At 65.2% G+C, this 20,237-nt stretch carries 19 protein-coding genes and 1 pseudogene (1 of these 20 running past the window's edge); 7 read left to right on the forward strand and 13 right to left on the reverse strand.

Annotated features, from left to right (window positions below):
• From pssA to AT700_RS30185, 5 genes and pseudogenes are all read right to left on the reverse strand, one after another.
• Positions 1-562, reverse strand: the 5' portion of a protein-coding gene (gene pssA, locus AT700_RS24425) for a CDP-diacylglycerol--serine O-phosphatidyltransferase (protein WP_003095061.1). It extends 254 nt beyond the left edge of the window; only the first 562 of its 816 coding nucleotides appear in the window; the start codon lies at positions 560-562; its stop codon lies off the left edge, out of view.
• Positions 563-716: 154 nt separating this feature from the next.
• Positions 717-1,734, reverse strand: a pseudogene (ilvC, locus tag AT700_RS24430) (ketol-acid reductoisomerase).
• Between the two features lie 42 nt (positions 1,735-1,776).
• Positions 1,777-2,268, reverse strand: a complete 492-nt coding sequence (gene ilvN / locus AT700_RS24435) for an acetolactate synthase small subunit (protein ID WP_003095069.1) — start codon at positions 2,266-2,268, stop codon at positions 1,777-1,779.
• 2 nt (positions 2,269-2,270) lie between these two features.
• The gene (locus AT700_RS24440) at positions 2,271-3,995 is read right to left on the reverse strand and encodes an acetolactate synthase 3 large subunit (protein ID WP_003095071.1); all 1,725 of its coding nucleotides are present in this window, start codon (positions 3,993-3,995) and stop codon (positions 2,271-2,273) included.
• A 288-nt stretch (positions 3,996-4,283) separates the two neighbouring features.
• Positions 4,284-4,556: a hypothetical protein gene (locus tag AT700_RS30185; protein WP_152934532.1), complete on the reverse strand. Its 273-nt coding sequence runs from the start codon at positions 4,554-4,556 to the stop codon at positions 4,284-4,286.
• Here AT700_RS30185 and AT700_RS24445 point away from each other — a divergent pair.
• Positions 4,546-4,998: a DUF4124 domain-containing protein gene (locus AT700_RS24445; protein ID WP_003095076.1), complete on the forward strand. Its 453-nt coding sequence runs from the start codon at positions 4,546-4,548 to the stop codon at positions 4,996-4,998. The genes AT700_RS30185 and AT700_RS24445 overlap by 11 nt on opposite strands.
• Positions 4,999-5,105: 107 nt before the next feature.
• Here AT700_RS24445 and AT700_RS24450 read toward each other — a convergent pair whose 3' ends face one another.
• The 3 genes from AT700_RS24450 to mrcB are packed head-to-tail and all read right to left on the reverse strand — an operon-like array spanning position 5,106 to position 8,555.
• Positions 5,106-5,435: a YqcC family protein gene (locus AT700_RS24450; RefSeq protein ID WP_003123490.1), complete on the reverse strand. Its 330-nt coding sequence runs from the start codon at positions 5,433-5,435 to the stop codon at positions 5,106-5,108.
• Entirely contained in the window at positions 5,435-6,214 is a 780-nt protein-coding gene (gene lpoP, locus AT700_RS24455; protein ID WP_003095080.1) for a penicillin-binding protein activator LpoP, read from the reverse strand. Before lpoP ends, AT700_RS24450 begins: the two co-directional genes overlap by 1 nt.
• A gap of 16 nt (positions 6,215-6,230) precedes the next feature.
• Complete coding sequence (gene mrcB, locus AT700_RS24460; RefSeq protein WP_004352653.1) at positions 6,231-8,555, reverse strand: penicillin-binding protein 1B; 2,325 nt, start codon at positions 8,553-8,555, stop codon at positions 6,231-6,233.
• Positions 8,556-8,767: 212 nt separating this feature from the next.
• Here mrcB and AT700_RS24465 point away from each other — a divergent pair, with 212 nt between their 5' ends.
• The 4 genes from AT700_RS24465 to cbpA all read left to right on the forward strand — a co-directional run bounded on the left by AT700_RS24465 (position 8,768) and on the right by cbpA (position 12,169).
• Positions 8,768-10,330: a bifunctional aminoglycoside phosphotransferase/ATP-binding protein gene (locus tag AT700_RS24465; RefSeq protein WP_003095088.1), complete on the forward strand. Its 1,563-nt coding sequence runs from the start codon at positions 8,768-8,770 to the stop codon at positions 10,328-10,330.
• Positions 10,331-10,421: 91 nt separating this feature from the next.
• Positions 10,422-10,769, forward strand: a complete 348-nt coding sequence (locus tag AT700_RS24470; protein ID WP_003095090.1) for a pentapeptide repeat-containing protein — start codon at positions 10,422-10,424, stop codon at positions 10,767-10,769.
• 225 nt (positions 10,770-10,994) lie between these two features.
• Entirely contained in the window at positions 10,995-11,267 is a 273-nt protein-coding gene (locus tag AT700_RS24475; RefSeq protein WP_003095094.1) for a TfoX/Sxy family protein, read from the forward strand.
• Positions 11,268-11,371: 104 nt separating this feature from the next.
• Positions 11,372-12,169 (forward strand): cAMP-binding protein CbpA, encoded by a 798-nt coding sequence (gene cbpA, locus AT700_RS24480; protein WP_003095096.1) that lies wholly within the window; start codon positions 11,372-11,374, stop codon positions 12,167-12,169.
• A 463-nt stretch (positions 12,170-12,632) separates the two neighbouring features.
• Here cbpA and AT700_RS24485 read toward each other — a convergent pair whose 3' ends face one another.
• From AT700_RS24485 to AT700_RS24505, 5 genes are read right to left on the reverse strand one after another with little or no spacing between them, the layout of a single operon-like run.
• Entirely contained in the window at positions 12,633-13,520 is an 888-nt protein-coding gene (locus AT700_RS24485; RefSeq protein ID WP_010793747.1) for a ChaN family lipoprotein, read from the reverse strand.
• 10 nt (positions 13,521-13,530) lie between these two features.
• Entirely contained in the window at positions 13,531-14,298 is a 768-nt protein-coding gene (locus AT700_RS24490; protein WP_003095098.1) for a heme ABC transporter ATP-binding protein, read from the reverse strand.
• Positions 14,298-15,281, reverse strand: coding sequence for a FecCD family ABC transporter permease (locus AT700_RS24495; protein ID WP_010793746.1), 984 nt, complete (start codon positions 15,279-15,281; stop codon positions 14,298-14,300). The genes AT700_RS24490 and AT700_RS24495 overlap by 1 nt, the downstream gene beginning before the upstream one ends.
• 50 nt (positions 15,282-15,331) lie before the next feature.
• Complete coding sequence (locus tag AT700_RS24500; protein ID WP_010793745.1) at positions 15,332-16,225, reverse strand: hemin ABC transporter substrate-binding protein; 894 nt, start codon at positions 16,223-16,225, stop codon at positions 15,332-15,334.
• 9 nt (positions 16,226-16,234) lie between these two features.
• On the reverse strand, positions 16,235-17,299 hold the full coding sequence (locus tag AT700_RS24505) for a hemin-degrading factor (protein ID WP_048521689.1): 1,065 nt from the start codon (positions 17,297-17,299) through the stop codon (positions 16,235-16,237).
• A gap of 180 nt (positions 17,300-17,479) precedes the next feature.
• On the opposite strand from AT700_RS24505, the gene phuR reads away from it, so the two are divergent.
• A complete protein-coding gene (gene phuR, locus AT700_RS24510; RefSeq protein WP_003095102.1) occupies positions 17,480-19,774 on the forward strand; it encodes a heme/hemoglobin uptake receptor PhuR in 2,295 nt (764 codons plus the stop codon).
• A gap of 102 nt (positions 19,775-19,876) precedes the next feature.
• Positions 19,877-20,224, forward strand: a complete 348-nt coding sequence (locus tag AT700_RS24515) for a Rieske (2Fe-2S) protein (RefSeq protein WP_003121065.1) — start codon at positions 19,877-19,879, stop codon at positions 20,222-20,224.
• Positions 20,225-20,237 lie beyond the last annotated feature (13 nt).

Raw genomic sequence — 20,237 nt, forward strand, 5'->3', positions numbered from 1 at the left:
TGGCGCCCTGGATCTCGAAATCGCTGAACGCCCATACCGTGCCCGCCACCAGCGCCGCGGCGGCCGGACTGGCCAGGCCGATGAAATAGCGCTTATCGGCCTTGCCGACCTGGGTGTTGAAACGAGCCAGACGCAGGGCTGCGCCCGCAACGTAGATGAAGGCGACCATCCAGCCGACCTTGCCGAGGCTGCCAAGCGCCCATTCGAAGGCGACCAGCGCCGGCGCCACACCGAAGGCGACCATGTCCGACAGCGAGTCGTACTCGGCGCCGAAGGCGCTCTGGGTGTTGGTCAGGCGAGCCACGCGGCCGTCCAGTCCATCGAGGACCATGGCCACGAAGATAGCGATGGCGGCGTTGGCGAACTGGCCGCTCATGCCATTGATGATGGCGTAGAAGCCGGAAAACAGGGCCGCCGTGGTGAACAGGTTGGGCAGCAGGTAGATACCGCGGTGACGAACCTTCCGCCCTTCGGCGTCGTGCCCTTCTTCTATATGTTCGTCGATGGGCAGCAGGCTTTCTTCGTCGGAGGCCTTGTTCGGCTCCTCGGGACGTTCACTCATGGACAATTCCTTGGGAACTGATGGGGTACGAATATGCCGACAGCACTTCTGACTAGGAAGACAACTCCGCCGGCCCAGGCTTTATACCAGATCGCCAGGCAAGAACGAAAAAACGCGGCCGGGGCCGCGTTTCTTCGTCTGTCGCCGGAGCCGCTTAGTTCTTGCTCTTGTCGACGATCTTGTTGGCTGCGATCCACGGCATCATCGCGCGCAGCTTCTCGCCGATCTGCTCGATCGGGTGAGCGGCGTTGTTGCGGCGGTAGGCAGTCATCGACGGGTAGTTGGCCGCACCTTCGGTAATGAACATTTTCGCGTACTCGCCGTCCTGGATGCGCTTCAGGGCGTTGCGCATGGCAGCACGGGACTCGGCGTTGATCACCTCCGGACCGGTTACGTACTCACCGTATTCGGCGTTGTTGGAGATGGAGTAGTTCATGTTGGCGATGCCGCCTTCGTACATCAGGTCGACGATCAGCTTCAGCTCGTGCAGGCACTCGAAGTAGGCCATTTCCGGCGCGTAACCGGCTTCGACCAGGGTTTCGAAACCGGCCTTGACCAGCTCGACGCAACCACCGCAGAGAACGGCCTGCTCACCGAACAGGTCGGTTTCGGTCTCGTCCTTGAAGGTGGTTTCGATGATACCGGTACGACCGCCGCCGACGCCGCAGGCGTAGGACAGGGCGACGTTCTTGGGCGTTGCCGGAAGCGTCCTGGTAGATGGCGATCAGGTCAGGGATGCCACCGCCCTTGACGAACTCGGAACGCACGGTGTGACCCGGGGCCTTCGGCGCGATCATGATCACGTCGAGGTCGGCGCGCGGGACGACCTGGTTGTAGTGGATGGAGAAGCCGTGAGCGAAGGCCAGGGTGGCGCCCTTCTTCAGGTTCGGCTCGATCTCTTCCTTGTACAGGCGGCCCTGGAACTCGTCCGGGGTGAGGATCATGACCACGTCGGCTGCGGCGACGGCGGTCTTCACGTCGGCAACCTTCAGACCGTGCGCTTCGGCCTTGGCCACGGTGGCGGAGCCGCTACGCAGGCCCACGGTGACGTCGACGCCGGAGTCCTTCAGGTTGCAGGCATGGGCGTGGCCCTGGGAGCCGTAGCCGATGATGGCAACTTTCTTGCCCTGGATGATCGAGAGGTCACAGTCTTTATCGTAGAAAACGCGCATGGGAATTCCCCTTCAGTAAGGCCTCGCGGGCCTGCTTTCAGTTCAGATGCTCAGAGTCTTGTCGCCACGGGCGATGCCGGTGACGCCACTGCGGACCACTTCCAGGATCGACGCGGTGCCGATGGCCTGGATGAAGCTGTCCAGTTTGTCGCTGGTACCCGCCAGTTGCACGGTATAGACGCTACTGGTGACGTCGACGATCTGCCCACGGAAGATATCGGTGGTGCGCTTGACCTCGGCGCGCTGGGCGCCCGTGGCCTTGACCTTCACCAGCATCAGCTCGCGCTCGATATGGGCGCTTTCCGACAGATCCACCAGCTTGACCACTTCGATCAGCTTGTTGAGGTTCTTGGTGATCTGCTCGATCACCTCATCGTGCCCCACGGTGGTCAGCGTCAGACGCGACAGGGTCGGGTCCTCGGTCGGCGCCACGGTAAGGCTTTCGATGTTGTAGTTGCGTTGGGAGAACAGGCCGACCACGCGGGACAATGCGCCTGGCTCGTTTTCCAGCAGCAGGGAAATGATGTGTCGCATGATCAGGTACGCTCCGTCTTGCTCAGCCACATGTCGCGCATCGCGCCGTCACGGATCTGCATCGGATAGACGTGTTCGCTGGCGTCCACCTGGATGTCGAGGAAGACCAGGCGATTCTTCATGGCGAACGCCTCCTCCATCTTCGGCTTCAGATCCTTCAGGTCGGTGATGCGCATGCCGACATGCCCGTAGGCTTCGGCAAGCTTGACGAAGTCCGGCAGGGATTCCATGTAGGAATGCGAATAACGGCTGTTGTACTGCATGTCCTGCCACTGGCGGACCATGCCCAGGGCACCATTGTTCAGGTTGACGATCTTCACCGGCAGGTCGTACTGCAGGCAGGTAGACAGTTCCTGGATATTCATCTGGATACTGCCCTCGCCGGTCACGCAGGCGACATCGTCGTCCGGGAAGTTGAGCTTGATGCCCATCGCCGCCGGGAAGCCGAAGCCCATGGTGCCGAGACCGCCGGAGTTGATCCAGCGATTGGGCTTGTTGAACTTGTAGTACTGCGAGGCGAACATCTGGTGCTGGCCGACATCGGAGGTGATGAAGGCATCGCCATGGGTAACCTCGTAGAGCGTCTCGATGACGGTCTGCGGCTTGATGATGCTGCCGTCGCCCTTGTCGTACGGGAACAACCCACGGTTACCACGCCACTCGTCGATCTGCTTCCACCAGGCAGCCTGGGCATCCTGGTTCGGGGTCTCGCCGATTTCCCTGACGATCGCGACCATTTCGGTGAGAACGCTGTCCACCGGGCCGACGATCGGGATGTCGGCCTTGATGGTCTTGGAAATCGACGCCGGATCGATGTCGATGTGGATGATCTTGGCGTTCGGGCAGAACTTCGCCGCACCGTTGATGACCCGGTCGTCGAAACGCGCGCCGACCGCGAGGATCACGTCGCTGTGATGCATCGCCAGGTTGGCGGTGAAGCTGCCATGCATCCCGAGCATGCCGAGGAACTGGCGGTCCGCGCCGGGATACCCGCCGAGGCCCATCAGGGTGTTGGTCACCGGCAGGTTGAGCATCTGCGCCAGCTCGGTCAGCGGCGCCGCGGCATTGCCCATGATCACGCCGCCGCCGGAATAGACCACCGGGCGCTTGGCGGCCAGGAGCATCTCGGCGGCCTTGCGGATCTGTCCCGAGTGACCGCGAACGGCCGGGCTGTACGAACGCAACTTGACCTTCTTCGGATAGGAATATTCGAACTTCTGCGTCGGGTCGCCCATGTCCTTCGGAATATCCACGACCACCGGCCCCGGACGACCGGACTGCGCCAGGTAGAAGGCCTTCTTGATCACCTCGGGAATTTCCGAGGGATGCTTGATGATGAAGCTGTGCTTCACGATCGGCCGGGAGATCCCGACCATGTCGGTTTCCTGGAACGCATCGGTACCGACCATGTTGCTCGGCACCTGGCCCGACAGGATCACCATCGGGATGGAGTCCATGTATGCGGTGGCGATACCGGTGATGGCGTTGGTCGCGCCCGGGCCGGAAGTCACCAGCACGACACCGGGCTTGCCGGTGGCGCGGGCGTAGCCGTCGGCCATATGGGTAGCCGCCTGTTCGTGGCGCACCAGGATGTGGGTCACGTCGTGCTCCTTGAAGAGCGCGTCGTAGATATGCAGGAGGGCACCACCCGGGTACCCGTAGATGTACTTAACGCCTTCGTCGCGCAACGAGCGGACGACCATTTCAGCGCCAGATAAAAGCTCCACGTTTTCACCTCTAGAACGCTATACGGCCACCCAGGGGCGGGCGACCGAAATTCGGTTGGCTGCCCGGCAGAGCATGGGTGACGGTAGTCACCGGCTACGTCAACTGCCGATTGAGCAAACTTGGAAGGGCGCCTGGTGTTACGGAGCTCTTCCACCCAGCGCGAGGTAACGCGAAGCAGGGTGTAACTTTCGGCGCGGGTAGGCACCTCATGGTCTGCCGGAGAGGGGACTGGGTTGCAGACGGCCCGCTACAGCGAGCTTGGATTCTTCGCATTCGTCGAACGCAAGTCAAGCTTTATTCTGAAAATTATCAAAAAAAATTCCAAGGAAGCTGCCATACCCTTCCATAAAAAAGCTGATCAATGACCAAAAACAGATTTTATGGCTAGAAAATTCCGATTTAGAGCAAACTTTTCCAAAATGCCCATGATTCCCGCGAGGACTTGCCACGGCGAGGCCGTCTCCGGCGGCGGTTGTGATGCCGTGCAGCATGCCGCGCTGGCGGATTTGGTTATAGTTAGCCGCAGTTAGCGCATTCCAAGGACTCCGCATGCGACGCATGATCCTCCCGGCCAGCTTGTTGCTCGCCCTCTCCTCTTTCGCCATGGCCGCCCCGATCTACAAATGGGTCGACGCCGAGGGCGTCACCCACTTCGGCGCACAACCGCCGCAAGGTGCGCAAGCGACCACGGTGAATACCCAGACCGCCCCGCCGCCGGACAACTTCCCCCTGCCCCCCTCGACCCCGGCACCGACCATCCAGCAGAAACCGGCCGATCCCGAGCAGAAGGCGATCGACGACAAGGTGAAGCAGCAAGTGGCGAAGGAAGAGGCCGAGCGCAAGCAGTTCTGCGAAGAGACCCGCAACAACCTCGCGCAACTGAAGAACAACCCGCGCGTAAGGGTCGACGAAGGCAAGGGCGAACTCCGTCGCCTCGGCGAGGAAGAACGCCAGGAGCGAATCGCCAAGGCCGAAAAGGCGATCCAGGAGAATTGCCGCTGAGGCGAACACAGCCCCGTCCCGCAGCATGGGGCTGACCCGGCTCTCCGCCTTGCTTGAAGCAAAGAAAAACCCGGCCTGTAGCCGGGTTTTTCTTTACTGCCGAAGCTTCATGACGGCCCGCCGATCAGCCGGTCGAACTCGCCAAGCGCCGCCAGCAGACCGGCGACTTCCTCGCCACGCTGCGCATAGGCCACCTCGGCCATGGCCAGGATACCCGAGGCCTGCGGCAAGGCGCTGTCGCTTTCGAGAATCAGCTTCATCCGCGGCAGGAAGATCCATTGCAGCCATTGCTCGAGCGCCAGCGTATCCACGCAGAACGGCTCGGGGCTGGCCAGCGCTTCCGGGGCGGGGCGGCTTTCGCTCCACCAGCCGAGGGCACGCAACTCACGCTCGATCAGCAACAACTGGTCGGCCAGCGCATAGACCCGTCGATCCATCAGGAGCTGACCTTTGCCTTCTGCCGGGCCAGCGCAGCGCCGGCGGAGTCTCCCTGCTTCTCCCGCGCCTGGGCGATCAGTTCCCAGAGCCCGGCCTGCAAGGCCGGCCGGCCATTGGCGTAGCTCAAGCCACGGCGCGCGACCTGCTCGGCCTGGGCCGCATCGCCCTGGGCCAGGCGCACCTGGGCCAGGCGATAGAGCACCTGCGGCTCGCGCGGAGCGATGCGCTGGGCTCGCTCGAGGCTGGCGGCGGCGCTGTTCAGGTCGCCGCTGCCCTGCTGTTGCTGGGCGGTTGTGAGCATCGCCAGGACCGGCCCGTCCAACTGCTCGTCGGCCGCCAGGCTGCCGGCCGAGCCGGAGGCCGGAATGCCGGTGGGCGCGGAACGACTGGCGCCGCTGGGCGGCATGTTGTAGCTGCCACCCAGCGGTGGCGTGGAGGCGCTGCTGGGCGGAGCCTGGTACTGGGTGCCGGTGCCGAGCGGAGCGCTGCTGATCGGCGCGGCGCCGGACTGCGCCGGGAAAGTCTGGATCGGTGCGGAATTGGCGCCCTGCGGCACCATCACCACCACACCGGAGTCGCCGCCCTGGGGAATGCCCTGGGTGGCGGCGCCTTGCTGGGTACGCGGTACCTGGGTACGGGTGATGCGGAAACCGCCGCTTTCCTGGTTGGACACCGGAGTACCGGAATCCACCACCGGGATCGCCCCGTGCTGCGGGCTGGCGCAGCCCGCGAGCACGGCACTGCCGGCAAGCGCGGCGAATACGAAAATCTTCTTCACGTCAGGTCCTCTCGGATCAATTCAGCCAGCCACGTACCCAGTCCATCACCTCGCCGGCGGGGTTCTGGCTCCCGCAGCCTGGGCCCTGGGCGGGCTCGCTGCCACGAATATAGGGCATCTGTACGGCATTCGGGCAATCCGCCGCCGAGCCCTGCCCGGTCTGCGCGTCGACCCAGGCCATCACCACGTTCTCCGGCATCGGCATTTCCAGCGATTGCGGATGCGCCTTGCGCATGAAGCTGGCCCACACCTGCAAGGCACCGGTGGCGCCGGTAAGCGGCGTCTTGCCGTTGTCGTCGCGACCGAGCCAGACCACAGCCTGGAGGTCGCCGCCGAAACCGGAGAACCAGCTATCGCGCGAGTCGTTGCTGGTGCCGGTCTTGCCGGCGAGGGTCAGCGACGACGGCAATTGACTGTACACCGAACGCCCGGTGCCTTCGCGCATGACCCGCTGCATGGCGTTCTGCACCAGGTAGACGGCGCCCGAGTCGAAGCGCTGTTCGACCTGGAACGGATAGCGCTTGAGCGGCTGGCCGTCGGCAGTGAGGACGCTGCGGATCCCCCGCAACGGCGTGTTGAAGCCGCCGCTGGCGATGGTCTGGTACATGGTGGCGACCTCCATCGGACTGAGCGAACCGGCGCCCAGCAGCATCGACGGATAGGCCGGCCAGTCACGGTTGATACCCAGCCGGGCGACGGTCTGCAGCACGTTGGGCACACCGACGTCGAGGCCGAGCTTGGCGGTGGACAGGTTGTAGGAGTTTGCCAGGCCCTGGTACAGGAAGATCGTGCCATGCGAGCGCCGGTCGTAGTTCTGCGGTCGCCAGACCTGGCCGTCCTGGCCTTTCACCGCGAAGGGCTCGTCCTGCACCCAGGTGGTCAGGGTGTACTTGCTCGGCCGCTCGAGAGCGGTCAGGTAGACCGCCGGCTTGATCAGCGAACCGATCGGCCGCACCGCGTCCAGGGCCCGGTTGAAGCCGGCGAAGCGCGGGTCGCGACTGCCGATCAGGGCCTGGATCTCGCCGGTTTCCGGATTGGTCACGACCATCGCCGCCTCGACCTGGTCGACTCCCTTGCGCCCACTGAGGCGCTTGAGCGTTTCGTTGACGGAGGTCTCGGCCTTCTCCTGCAGGATCGGATCGAAGCTGGTGAAGATGCGCAGCCCTTCCTCGGTCAGGTCCTCGTCGCGGTAGTCCTGGCGCAACTGGCGCTTGACCAGGTCGAGGAAGGCCGGATAGGAGCTGTCGGCCATGCTGCCCTGCCGGGTCACGCCGAGCGGGCGCTGCTTGGCGGCGTCGACTTCCTGCTGGGTCGCCACGCCCTGCTCGGCGAGCACGTCGAGCACCAGGTTGCGCCGCGCCAGCGCACGATCCGGGTAACGCCGCGGGTTGAAGTAGGACGGTCCCTTGACCATGCCGACCAGCAGCGCCACCTGGTCGAGCTTGAGCTCGGCCAGCGGCTGGCTGAAGAAATACTGGCTGGCCAGGCCGAAGCCATGGATCGCTCGTTGCCCATCCTGGCCGAGGAACACCTCGTTGAGATAGGACTCGAGGATGTCGCGCTTGTCGTAGTGCAGCTCCAGCAGCACCGCCATCATCGCTTCGTTGATCTTGCGGCTCAGGCTGCGTTCGTTGCTCAGGAAGAAGTTCTTCACCAACTGCTGGGTCAGGGTGCTGCCGCCCTGGCGCAACTGGCCGGCCGTGGTGTTGACCCACACCGCCCGCGCCACGGACTTCAGCGACACACCATGGTGGTTCCAGAAGTCGCGATCCTCGACCGCGACCAGGGTGTCGATCAGGTAGGTCGGCACCTGGTCGAGCTTGACCAGGATGCGATCCTCATGGTGCGCCGGATACAAGCCGCCGATCAGCAGCGGCTCAAGGCGCGCCACCGCCAGTTCCTTGCCGTTGGCCTGGCTCAGCCCGCTGACGTAGTTGCCGTTGAAGCGCACGCGCACGCGCTGGGCCGGTTCCGCGCCTTCGTAGAACTGGAAGCCACGGGTATTGAGTTCGACCGCGCTGGCCGCCACCGATACGGTTCCAGGGCCGCTCACGCTGGGCTCGCGACGGTAGCCGAGGGCGTCGAGTTCGCGCAGGAAGTCTTCCCTGCTCAGCTTCAGGCCGTTGAACAGCTCCAGCGGGCGGGCATAGACCTTCGCCGGGATGGTCCAGCGCCGGCCGGAGAATTTCTCCTGCACCACCGCATCGAGATAGATGGCGAAGCCGGCGAGGAGCACCAGGCCGACGAGGCCGAGCTTGAGAGCCCAGCTGAGCCATTTGTTCAGGCCGGGTGCCGGGCGTGCTTTGCTGTTACGGGAACGGGGGGATCGGGGACGCGTCATGGCGGCGCATTATACGTACTTTATCCACAGCGGACAGACACCGCATCGGCGGCATCCACGGTCTGCGCGGCCCCGGTGGATAGACGCGGCGGCAGCGCGGCGCATTCGACCGGCGATCCGGCAAATGGTTGCTATCCGCCAGCGAGGTTTGCACTGTCACCCCTTCCCGCCATAATGCGGGTTTTCGCATATTTCAGAGGCAAGGATATCCCGTGAGCCAGACCCTGATCGCCGCCCTGCAGAACCCGGCCCTCTACCCCCACCCGGTGGAGCGCTTCGAGGTCATCGAGACGCACATCTCCTGGGTCCTGTTGACCGGTCCCTACGCCTACAAGATCAAGAAGCCGATGGATTTCGGCTTTCTCGATTTCACCAGCCTGGACAAGCGCCGCTTCTATTGCAACGAAGAGCTGCGCCTGAACCAGCGCCTCACCGACGATCTCTACCTGGAGGTCCTGCCGATCACCGGCAGCGAAGAGGCGCCGCGGATCGGCGGCGACGGCGAGGCAATCGAATACCTGCTGAAGATGCGCCAGTTCCCGCAGGACAACCTGCTGGCGGCAATCCAGGGCCGCGGCGAACTGTCCAACCAGCATATCGACGAACTGGCCGAGCAGATCGCGCACTTCCACCAGAACACTCCGAAGGTGCCGCTGGAGCACCCGCTGGGCACCGCCGAGTCCTGCATGGCGCCGGTGCGGCAGAATTTCGAGCAGGTTCGCCCGCTGCTCAAGGACAAGGCCGACCTGCAACAGCTGGATGCCCTCGAAGCCTGGGCGGAAAGCAGCTTCGAACGCCTGCTGCCGGTGCTCCAGGAGCGCAAGGCGAAGGGCTTCATCCGCGAATGCCACGGCGACATCCACCTGGGCAACGCCGCGCTGATCGACGGCAGGGTAGTGCTGTTCGACTGCATCGAATTCAACGAACCGTTCCGCTTCACCGATGTCTGCGCCGACTTCGCCTTCCTCGCGATGGACCTGGAAGATCGCGGCCTGAAGTGCCACGCTCGACGCTTCGTCAGCCTCTATCTGGAACACACCGGCGACTACCAGGCCCTGGAACTGCTGAACTTCTACAAGGCCTACCGCGCCATGGTCCGCGCCAAGGTCGCGCTGTTCAGCCTCGGCTACCAGACCGATGCCGTGCAGCGCGCCGCGACCCTGCGCCAGTACCGCAACTACGCCAACCTGGCGGAAAGCTACAGCGCCATTCCCTCGCGCTTCCTGGCGGTCACCCATGGTGTCTCCGCGGTCGGCAAGAGCCAGGTGGCCATGCGTCTGGTGGAGGCTCTGGGCGCCGTGCGCCTGCGCTCGGATATCGAACGCAAGCGTCTGTTCGGCGAGCAGCCGGAACACGACAGGGGCCAGTTCGCCGCCGGCATCTATAGCAGCCAGGCCAGCGAAGCGACCTATGCGCACCTTCACCAGTTGGCCGCGAAGATCCTCCAGGCCGGCTATCCGGTGGTGATCGATGCCGCCTACCTGAAGCAGAATCAGCGCCAGGCCGCTTGCCACATCGCGGAAGAAACCGGCGTGCCGTTCCTGATCCTCGACTGCCAGGCGCCCGAAGCGGTGATCGCCGGCTGGCTTGCGCAACGCCAGGCGGAAGGCAAGGATCCGTCCGACGCGACTCTCGACGTGATCCGCACCCAGCAGGCTACCCGCGAGCCGCTGACAGCGGCGGAGACGGTCCAGAGCAAGCGCGTAGACACCCACGACGCGGCCAGCCTCGACGGGCTGGTCGACGGCATTCGCCAGCGCCTGCCCGGTCTCTGAACGAACTGCCATGGCGCCCGCCCCTCCAGGGCGGGCGCCGTGCCGCTGCTCTTCTATACTCACGGCGAGCCTTCTGCACAGGACGCCGCCCATGAACTCGCCCCGTCAGCTCGACTCGCCGCTCTACCAACTGCTCCACGCCGAAGACATCGAAGGCTTCAACCGACAGAAGCCGGCCGACGGCTGGATCGACCTGGCCGGCGGCGACTTCCGCGGCCTCGACCTGCGTCTGCTGGATGCCGCCCGCGTCGACTTCAGCGATGCCTATTTCCGCGGCGCCGACCTGCGCGGCGTGGATCTGCGCGAGGCGCGCCTGGAGGGCGCCAGCCTGGCCCATGCGCAGATATCCGGTACGTATTTCCCGTTGCGCCTGGCGCCGGACGAGATCCGCATGTCGGTGAACTTCGGCACCCGCCTGCGCTACCTGCCGGAGCCCTGAGAAGCGGAAGGACCACGCCAGGCCACGTTTTGCCGGGAGGCCGCTACACTTCTGGCAGGTACCCGGCCGGCTGAGGATCGGTCCCGGACCGCCTACGCCGGATCGTAAGGGCGAAGGCCGCTCGCGTCGGCCATCTCGCTCCATCGCGCCGGCCCTGTCGGCTCCGGACCGGTTCCAGGCAGTTCCGCGCCATCACGCTTCTGAGCGGCATCGCAAGGACCGACGATGAACGACGAACTGCTGAACCTGAAAAACCTCGGGAAAACCTCGACCCAATGGTTGCATGCCGTGGGTATCCACAGCGCCACCGATCTGCGTCGGCTCGGCTCGGTGGGAGCCTATCGCGCGGTCCGCGCGCGCGGCTTCCGAGCCTCGAAAGTCTTGCTCTATGCCATCGAAGGCGCACTCCTCGACGTTCACTGGAACGAGCTGTCCCCAGACCACAAGGCCGCACTGCTCGGCGAGCTGGAGACTTTCCCCGTGCGAAACAAGAGCTAGCTCACACCTGCCACGGGAAGATATTTACTCCCCCCGGGCGCCCACCTATCGTCTCGTGGACGTTCGTACCTCCTCTCCCGACCAGGCAGCTCAAGGAAATGGCCATGTATCTACTCGGCGAGCAACCGGCTTATGCCGACCAATTGATCAATCGCCTGCAGGGGATCCCTCACCGCTTGCTCGAAGGCCTGGCACCCAGCGGCCCCGCCCTGGAACTGGAACGTAGCGACGACCTGGAACGCGAGCTGCCCGCCGACCAGGTATTCCTGGTGGAAAGCGGCCTGCTGCATGCGCTGGTCGACGAACGCCCACTGTTCTACCTCCAGGAAGGCGACCTCCTCGGCCTTCGACGCGGACTCGAGCTCCCCGCCTGCCGGCATGCCAACGAAGAGCCGATCCGCCTGCTGCCCTATTCGCGCGATGCGCTGCTCCAGCACATCCATGCTGACCAGGAACGTCAGGAACTGCTATTGCAGTACCTGATCGGACAGACTGCCCTGCTCGGCGATGCGCTGGCGCACCTGAAGCAGCCGGAAGTCCGCCCGGCCACCGGCTTCCGCCACTTCGCCGCGGGCGAGGCGCTGATCCGCCAGGGCGACGATGCGGATCATGTGTTCATCATCATCGAGGGGCATGCCGAAGCGCTGGTGGACGGCCAGAAAGTCGGCGATGTGCAGAAGGACGAGATCTTCGGCGCCATGGCCGTGTTCACTCGCGAGAAACGCAGCGCCACGGTGGTCGCCAGCGAACCCTGCACGGTGATGGTGATTCCCAAGGAGCAGTTCCTCGGCCTTATGCAGAACAACCCGCGAATCGCCCATAGCCTGATCGAAGGCATGGCCCGGCGGATAGACCTGCTTAACCGGGAAGTGACCCAGCTGCGCCTTCGCCGCAGCGCCTGAGGCCCATTCCAGAGGGCTCGCGACTAGCTAGCAGAAAAGTTTGGCGAAAGCGTTTGACATGGAAATGAGAATCATTATTATGTCACTCAACTGGTCGCGAGATCAGCCGGTAAGCTGAGAGACCCACGCAGTCGGACTCTTCAGATTATCTCCTCATCAGGCTAATCACGGTTTTTGACCCGGCACTTTGCCGGGTCTTTTTTTGCCTGCGATTCGGCCGGAGACGACCGTTCATCGGCTGGCGATGGAATGAATGAGAACCGGCTTGACCTGATAATGAGAATAGTTATTATTACAACAACTGGTCGCGAGGCCAGCAGGTAAGCTGAGAGACCAAGCAGTCGGACTCTTCAGATTATCTCCTCATCAGGCTAATCACGGTTTCGACCCGGCACTTTGCCGGGTCTTTTTTTGCCCGCGAAAACGTAGCGCGATACACGGCTCCAGGCCTCGCGCCCTTCCTTCAACGTGCCTTCTTCATCTCCGCGCAATAGTCCTTGTCCGGCTGTGCCGGCGTGTACCAGGCGTAGTCGGCCTCACGCGTCGTTACCGCCTGCCCGGCCTCGACCAGCATCAGTACCTGCGCACCCTTCTCCGCACCAAGGTCGCGCAGGTGGACCGGTACGCCGAGGTCGCGCCGGGCGTGGAAGCTGCCGGCGACGAGCATCGCCGGCAGTGGCGCATCGCGAAAACGCTCGGCCATACGGCGGTCACGTTGCTGCTGGACGGCGAGCATCGCCGGCAATTGATCGTCGGGAAGCATGCCGCAGTGGGATTCGCGAATCTGCGCAAGCAGCGGCAGGCGCACGCTGTCACGCCTGGAGGCCGTTCCGGGAAGCGGCGGACGCTCCCTGTAGATGCGCATGATCTCGCTCCGCTGGAGGTTCGCCGCCAGCAACGGCGCGGGTTGCGCAACCGCCCAGGACACCAGGGGTCCGTACTGCGTCCAGTCCCAACCTTTCTGCCAGTCCAGGGCCTGCTCCAGGTTCGCCACCGGCTTGCCGGTCCCGAGTTGTGCGCGGACCGCATCCACCCGTGGTTGCTGGCCGGGATCGAGCATTTCCAGCAGCAGGCTGCCCTGCGCCCGATATTCGCCCAGGGCCTGCGCCAGCCACAGTTCCACGGCATGATGATCGGGATTGTCGTGCTTCTCGCCGACGATCACTCGCGGCGCGGCCGCCAGGCGTGCGACCAGTTGCTGCGGGCTCAGCGTCACGCCGCTGCGCAATTCGACTATTCGTCCCGTCTGCGGATCGTCGCGCCCTTCCGCGCTCTGCCAATCAGGCAGCGGCGGCAGTTGGGACTGGCAGCCGCCCAGCAGCAGACAGAAAGCGAACAGGCGAATGCGCATGGCGACTCCTTCAACGGGCGACGATCAGCGGATGACCTCGCTCGGGATGACGCTGGACCAGGACCTCGAGGCCGAACACCGCGCGCAACGGCTCGGGGCGCAGGACTTCCTCGGGCGTACCGAGCAGGTGCGGGCGACCATTCTGCAACAGCAGCAGGCGGTCGCAATAGCGCGCGGCCAGGTTGAGATCGTGGAGGATCACCAGCACCGAGGCACCGCGGCGGGCGAAATCATGCACCGCCTGCAGGGTGGTGTGCTGGTGCAGCGGGTCGAGCGCCGAGGTCGGTTCGTCGAGCAGCAGCACCTGCCCCGGCTCGCCCGGCCACAGCTGCGCCAGCACCCGCGCCAGGTGCACGCGCTGGCGTTCGCCGCCGGACAGCGCCAGGTAGCTGCGCCCGGCCAGATGGCTGGCGTCGGCCGCCGCCAAGGCCTCGGCGACGATCTGCACATCGCGCTCGCGGCCGCTGGAATGGGGCAGCCGACCGAAGCCGACCACCGCCTCCACCGGAAAGGCGAAGCCCAGCGACGAACTCTGCGGCAGCACCGCCAGGCGCTGCGCGCGAGCGACGCCCGGCCAGTCGTCGAGGCCGCGCTCGTCGAGCAGCACCAGCCCTTCGGCCGGCTCCAGTTCGCCACAGAGAGCGCCAAGCAAGGTGCTCTTGCCAGCGCCGTTGGGGCCGAGTACGCCGAGCATCTCGCCAGGCCGCAGCTCCAGTTCGAGGCCTTCCAGTACAGTCTTTCCGCCACGGCGGATGGACAGGTTCTCCACGCGCAGCATCAGGCCCGCCCCCGCAATAGCAGATAAAGGAAGAACGGCGCGCCGATCAGTGCCGTGACGATGCCGATCGGCAACTCCGCCGGAGCCAGCGCCAGGCGCGCCAGCAGGTCGGCAAGCAGCAGGAGAATGGCGCCGGCCATCATCGAGGCCGGCAGCAACGTCCGATGATCCGGACCGGCAACCAGACGGATCAGGTGCGGTACCACCAGGCCGATGAAGCCGATCATCCCCGCCGCCGCCACTGCGGCGCCGACGCCAAGGGCAGTGCAAAGCACCAGTTCGGCCTTCAATCGCTCGACGTCGAAGCCCAGGTGACGGGCCTCGGACTCGCCGAGCAGCAGTGCGTTCAGCGCATCTGCCCGGCGCGGTAGCCAGCAGGCCACCAGCAGCGCCACCAGCAGCAGCGGCCAGAGTCGTGGGTAGCTGGCGCCGTTCAGGCTGCCCAGGTTCCAGAAGGTCAGGGTACGCAAGGTGGCGTCATCGGCGAGATAGGTAAACAGTCCGATCACCGCGCCGGACAGCGCGGTCAGGGCGATCCCTGCCAGCAACATGGTGGCCACGCTGGTCTGGCCATCGCGGCGGCCAAGTCGATAGACCAGCCAGGTCACCCCCAGGCCGCCGCCGAAGGCGCACAGTGACAGCAGGTAAGGCGCGAGGAACGCCGGCAAGCCACCCAGCGAGGCGCCGAACACGATGGCCAGCGCCGCGCCAAGGGCCGCGCCGCTGGACACCCCGACCAGCCCTGGATCGGCTAGCGGGTTGCGGAACAGGCCCTGCATCGCCACCCCGGACAGCGCCAGCACCGCGCCCACGGCCAGGCCGAGCAGGGTCCGCGGCAGGCGGATCTGGCCGAGGATCATTTCCGCCTGGGCCAGGCCCGCTCCATCGAGCGGCAGCCCGGCCAGGCGCAGCGCGGCGCGCAGGGTATCGCCCAGCGGCAGGCTGACGGGACCGAGGGCGAGGGACAACCAGAGGACCAACACGAGCGAAATCCCCAGCGCACCGAACAGTGCGCGGGGGCGAACAACCGATTTCAATGGGCGGCTTCCATACTCAGCGGTTTCGCGGAAGGATAAAAGGCTGCGGAGAGAGCCGCCAGGCCATCCGGCAGGCGCGGACCGAGGCCGCCCACCAGGAGCGTCGGGTCAAGCACCAGCAGACGTCCGTCACGCGCCGCGCGGGTCGCGGCGAGCCCGGGGTTCTGCTTGAGCAGCGCGGCACGCGCCGCATCACCTTCGAGGCTGCGGTCGGCGATCACCACCGCGACCGGATCGAGCGCTGCCAGGGCTTCCACCGAGATCGGCTTGTAACCCTCATGGGTAGCCAGGTTGCGTGCTCCGGCTCGGTTCAGGACCCAATCGCCGCCGGTATTGCGCCCGGCTACCAGCAACTGACCGCCGGCGTTGCCGATCACCAGCAGGACGCCCGGGGCCGGCTGACTCTTCTGCGCGGCCGCGATCCAGTCCGCCTGGCGCCGCAGCCGCTGACGATAGTCAAGTTCGGCGGCCTCGGCGCGCTGGGGCACGCCGAGCCAGTCGCCGAGCTTCTTCAGGTTGCTTTCCAGTGCCTCCAGATCCGGCCTGGCGGAGAGGGTCTCGACCCGCACGCCGGCGCCTTCGAGCTGCTTGAGTACCGGCGGAGGCCCCATTTCCTCGGTGCCGATGAGGATATCCGGACGTAACGCCAGCACGCCCTCGGCAGCCAGTTGGCGCTGGTAGCCGACGCTCGGCAACTGTTTCAGCGCCTGCGGATGCTGGCTGGTGGTGTCCACCCCGACCAGCTTGCTCTCGCCGCCCAGCGCCACCACCCATTCGCTCAGCGAGCCGCCCGCGCTCACCCAGCGTTGCGGCAGCTCGGCGGCCTGGGCCATGCCGGTGCCGAGCAGGATGCCCAGCGCCAACCCGTTGAATAGTCGATCGATACGCATGATCTCTCCTCAGAGCGCCTTGAAGGATTCGGCCAGTTCGCGCCAGTCGTCGCGCTCGGGCTCGCCGGGCTTGCGTGCGCCGAACAGTTGCACGATCAGTTCGCCGTCGGCGTCGAAGGCCTCCCAGCTGGTTACGATGCCATCGGTGCTCGGCTTGCGCACCCGCCAAAGCTCGGCGATGCCGGTGGTCTTCAGGTGCAGGTTGAATTCCGGATCGAGCACGTTGAACCAGTCGTCCAGCCACTTCAGGTTGCACACAGGCCCGGTATGGATCTGGATGCAGTGGGCGTTGCCGACGAACACCATGATCGGCAATCCGCTTTCGGCCGCCGCTTCGAAGAGTTTCGCCAGGTCGCCCTTATCCAGGCGCTCGGCCCATTCGCCGCCAGCCAGGCGCAGCGCCTGGGTGCGCTGCGCGCCATGCTTCTTCAGCAGGGCGTGGAAATGATGGGTGTCCTTCAACGCGGCCCAGCCTTCGCGCAAGGCGGCGGCATCGATCTGCGCATCGACGAGCGCCGCAGCCGGTGCGCGGGGTTCGTGCAGCGCCAGCACGGCCTCCTGCTCGGCAGCCCGCAGGCGCTCGACCAGCGGTTCCCAGGCGCGGACGTCGCTGGCCTCGGTAAGGAACACCTTGTGCACCGCCACGCCCTGCTGGTCGAACACCTGGATGCTGCGCTGGGTACCCCGCGCTGTCTCCTCGGCAATGGCGAAGACGGCGTTCCACCCCCCCAGGAACAGGCGCAGGTCGATATCCGGCGAGACCACCAGGCCCATCTGCCCATTGGCAGAGACCGTCACTTCGCGATACGGCCCCTTGCGTTCGTGGACGCAATGCTCGTTGCGGGTCAGCGCCATGATCGGCCCCAGTTCGCCGAGCGCCGGCAGCAAGGCGGCCCAGTCCGGCCGCAGGCGCACGGCATCGATGCCGACCCGGCTGGCGACCAGCTCGCCTTCGCTGACCTGCAACAGCGCGGCGGCGTCGCGCGCGCGTAGCTGCGGTCGCTCGGCGCGCAGGTCCTGCCAGGCGCGGTAAAGCTCGGCAGGGGAATGGGAAAGGCTGGGAGTGCTGCTCATCGACGGTTCCTCGGGCATATCCGGTTCGGTCGCGCTACGCGCAAAAACAGGTGAACTTTGCCACAAAACGCATATCTGAATCCATTTGATAATTATTTGCATTAGCGTTTTTCTGGCAGTACCTTGTGCGCCCGACGTCCCCCTGGCTATTCGCCACCGGCCCGACCCAAGGAGTCCCACATGCCGCTCTCCCCGCCCTTCGCCCTGCGCCCCTGCCTGGCCCTGCTGTTGCTCAGCCCTTCCCTGGCCCTGGCGGGGAACGCCGTCCCGCTGACCCCGACCACCATCACCGCCACCCGTACCGAGCAGGCAGTGGATTCGGTGCCAAGCACCGTCAGCGTGCAGACCCGCGAACAACTGGACCGGCAGAACGTCAACAACATCAAGGAACTGGTGCGCTACGAACCGGGAGTCTCGGTCGGCGGCGCCGGCCAGCGTGCCGGGATCACCGGCTACAACATCCGCGGCATCGACGGGAACCGCATCCTTACGCAGATCGACGGGGTCGAACTGCCCAACGACTTCTTCAGCGGCCCCTACGCGCAGACCCACCGCAACTACGTCGATCCGGACATCGTAAAGCGCGTGGAAATCCTTCGCGGCCCGGCCTCGGCGCTGTACGGCAGCAACGCCATCGGCGGCGCGGTGAGCTACTTCACCCTCGACCCGTCGGACATCATCAAGGACGGCAAGGACGTCGGCGCCCGGCTGAAGGCCGGCTACGAGTCGGCCAGCCACTCCTGGTTGACCTCGGCCACCGTCGCCGGCCGCGCCGACGACTTCGACGGCCTGCTGCATTATGGCTACCGCCAGGGCCACGAGACCGAATCCAACGGCGGCCACGGCGGCACCGGGCTCTCGCGCAGCGAAGCCAACCCGGAAGACGCCGACAGCTACAGCCTGCTCGGCAAGCTGGGCTGGAACTACGCCGAGGGCAGCCGCTTCGGGCTGGTCTTCGAGAAGTACAAGAGCGACGTCGATACCGACCAGAAGAGCGCCTATGGCGGCCCGTACGACAAGGGCAAGCCGGCCATCCCGCCGAGCATGCTGCCGGGCGGCATGTACCAGTGGCGCAAGGGCAACGACACCCTGACTCGCGAGCGCTACGGCCTGGAGCACCATTTCCTGCTCGACAGCCCGGTCGCCGATCGCATCCAGTGGAGCCTGAACTACCAGTTGGCGAAGACCGACCAGGCGACCCGCGAGTTCTACTACCCGATCACCCGCAAGGTCCTGCGCACCCGCGACACTACCTACAAGGAACGCCTGTGGGTCTTCGACAGCCAGTTGGACAAGAGCTTCGCCATCGGCGAGACCGAGCACCTGCTGAGCTACGGGATCAATCTCAAGCACCAGAAGGTCACCGGCATGCGCAGCGGCACCGGCACCAACCTGGACACCGGCGCGGACAGCCCGCGCGATGCCCTGGAACGCAGCAGCGACTTTCCCGATCCGACGGTGAAGACCTACGCCCTGTTCGCCCAGGACAGCATCAGCTGGAACGACTGGACCTTCACTCCCGGCCTGCGTTACGACTACACGCGCATGGAGCCGCACATCACCGACGAGTTCCTGCGCACCATGAAGCAGAGCCAGAACACCGCGGTCGACGAGTCGGACAAGAAATGGCACCGGGTTTCGCCCAAGTTCGGCGTGACCTACGACTTCGCCCAGCACTACACCTGGTACGGCCAATACGCCCAGGGCTTCCGCACGCCCACCGCCAAGGCGCTGTACGGTCGATTCGAGAACCTGCAGGCGGGCTACCACATCGAGCCTAACCCCAACCTCAAGCCGGAAAAGAGCCAGAGCTTCGAGACCGGGTTGCGCGGCAAGTTCGACGAAGGCAGCTTCGGCGTAGCGGTGTTCTACAACAAATATCGCGACTTCATCGACGAAGACGCCCTGAATACCGATAGCACCGGCGGCAACGGCCAGACCTTCCAGTCCAACAACATCGAGCGGGCGGTGATCAAGGGCGTCGAGCTCAAGGGCCGCCTGGAGCTGGGCGCCTTCGGCGCGCCGCAGGGGCTCTACACCCAGGGCAGCGTGGCCTACGCCTACGGTCGCAACAAGGACAACGGCGAGCCGATCAACAGCGTCAACCCACTCACCGGAGTGTTCGGCCTGGGCTACGACGAAGCAGACGGCAACTACGGCGGGCTGCTCAGCTGGACCCTGGTCAAACGCAAGGATCGCGTCGACGACAGCACCTTCCACACCCCGGATGGCACCGCCAGCCAGTTCAAGACCCCGGGCTTCGGCGTCCTCGACCTCAGCGCCTACTACAGGCTGAGCAAGGACCTGACCCTCAACGCCGGTCTCTACAACCTGACCGACAAGAAATACTGGCTGTGGGATGACGTGCGCGGCTACGACAGCGTCGGCGAGGCTTCGGCGCTGGCCCCGGCCAACATCGACCGACTGTCCCAGCCAGGCCGCAATTTCGCGGTCAACCTGGTCTGGGACATCTGACCCGTTACCCCTTCGCACACGGAAGTGCCCCCATACCCAGCGCCTGGCCATGCCGGGCGCTTTCCATGCCACAGGTGAAAGCCGTCCTCCGGATCAGGGATAATGATCCCGGCAAACGGAGCGCCCATGATCCACCTGTGTCCCTCTTCCCATCTCGCCGAAGGCAACAGCCGCGGCTTCCTCGTCGATGAGCGGCGGCTGTTCGCGGTGCGTCGCGACGGCCGCGCCTACATCTACCTGAACCGCTGCCCGCATCGCGGCATCCCGTTGGAGTGGCAGCCCGATGCCTTCCTCGACGACAGCGCCAGCCTGATCCGTTGCGCCAGCCACGGCGCGCTGTTCCTCATCGAGTCCGGCGAGTGCGTCGCCGGCCCCTGCGCTGGCGAGCGCTTGCGCGCCCTGCCCTGCCGGGAAGACGCCGAAGGCCTCTGGGTGGAGCTGGACGACTGACCCAACGGGGGAT

It is taken from the genome of Pseudomonas aeruginosa (genome assembly GCF_001457615.1).
Lineage (GTDB): Bacteria > Pseudomonadota > Gammaproteobacteria > Pseudomonadales > Pseudomonadaceae > Pseudomonas > Pseudomonas aeruginosa.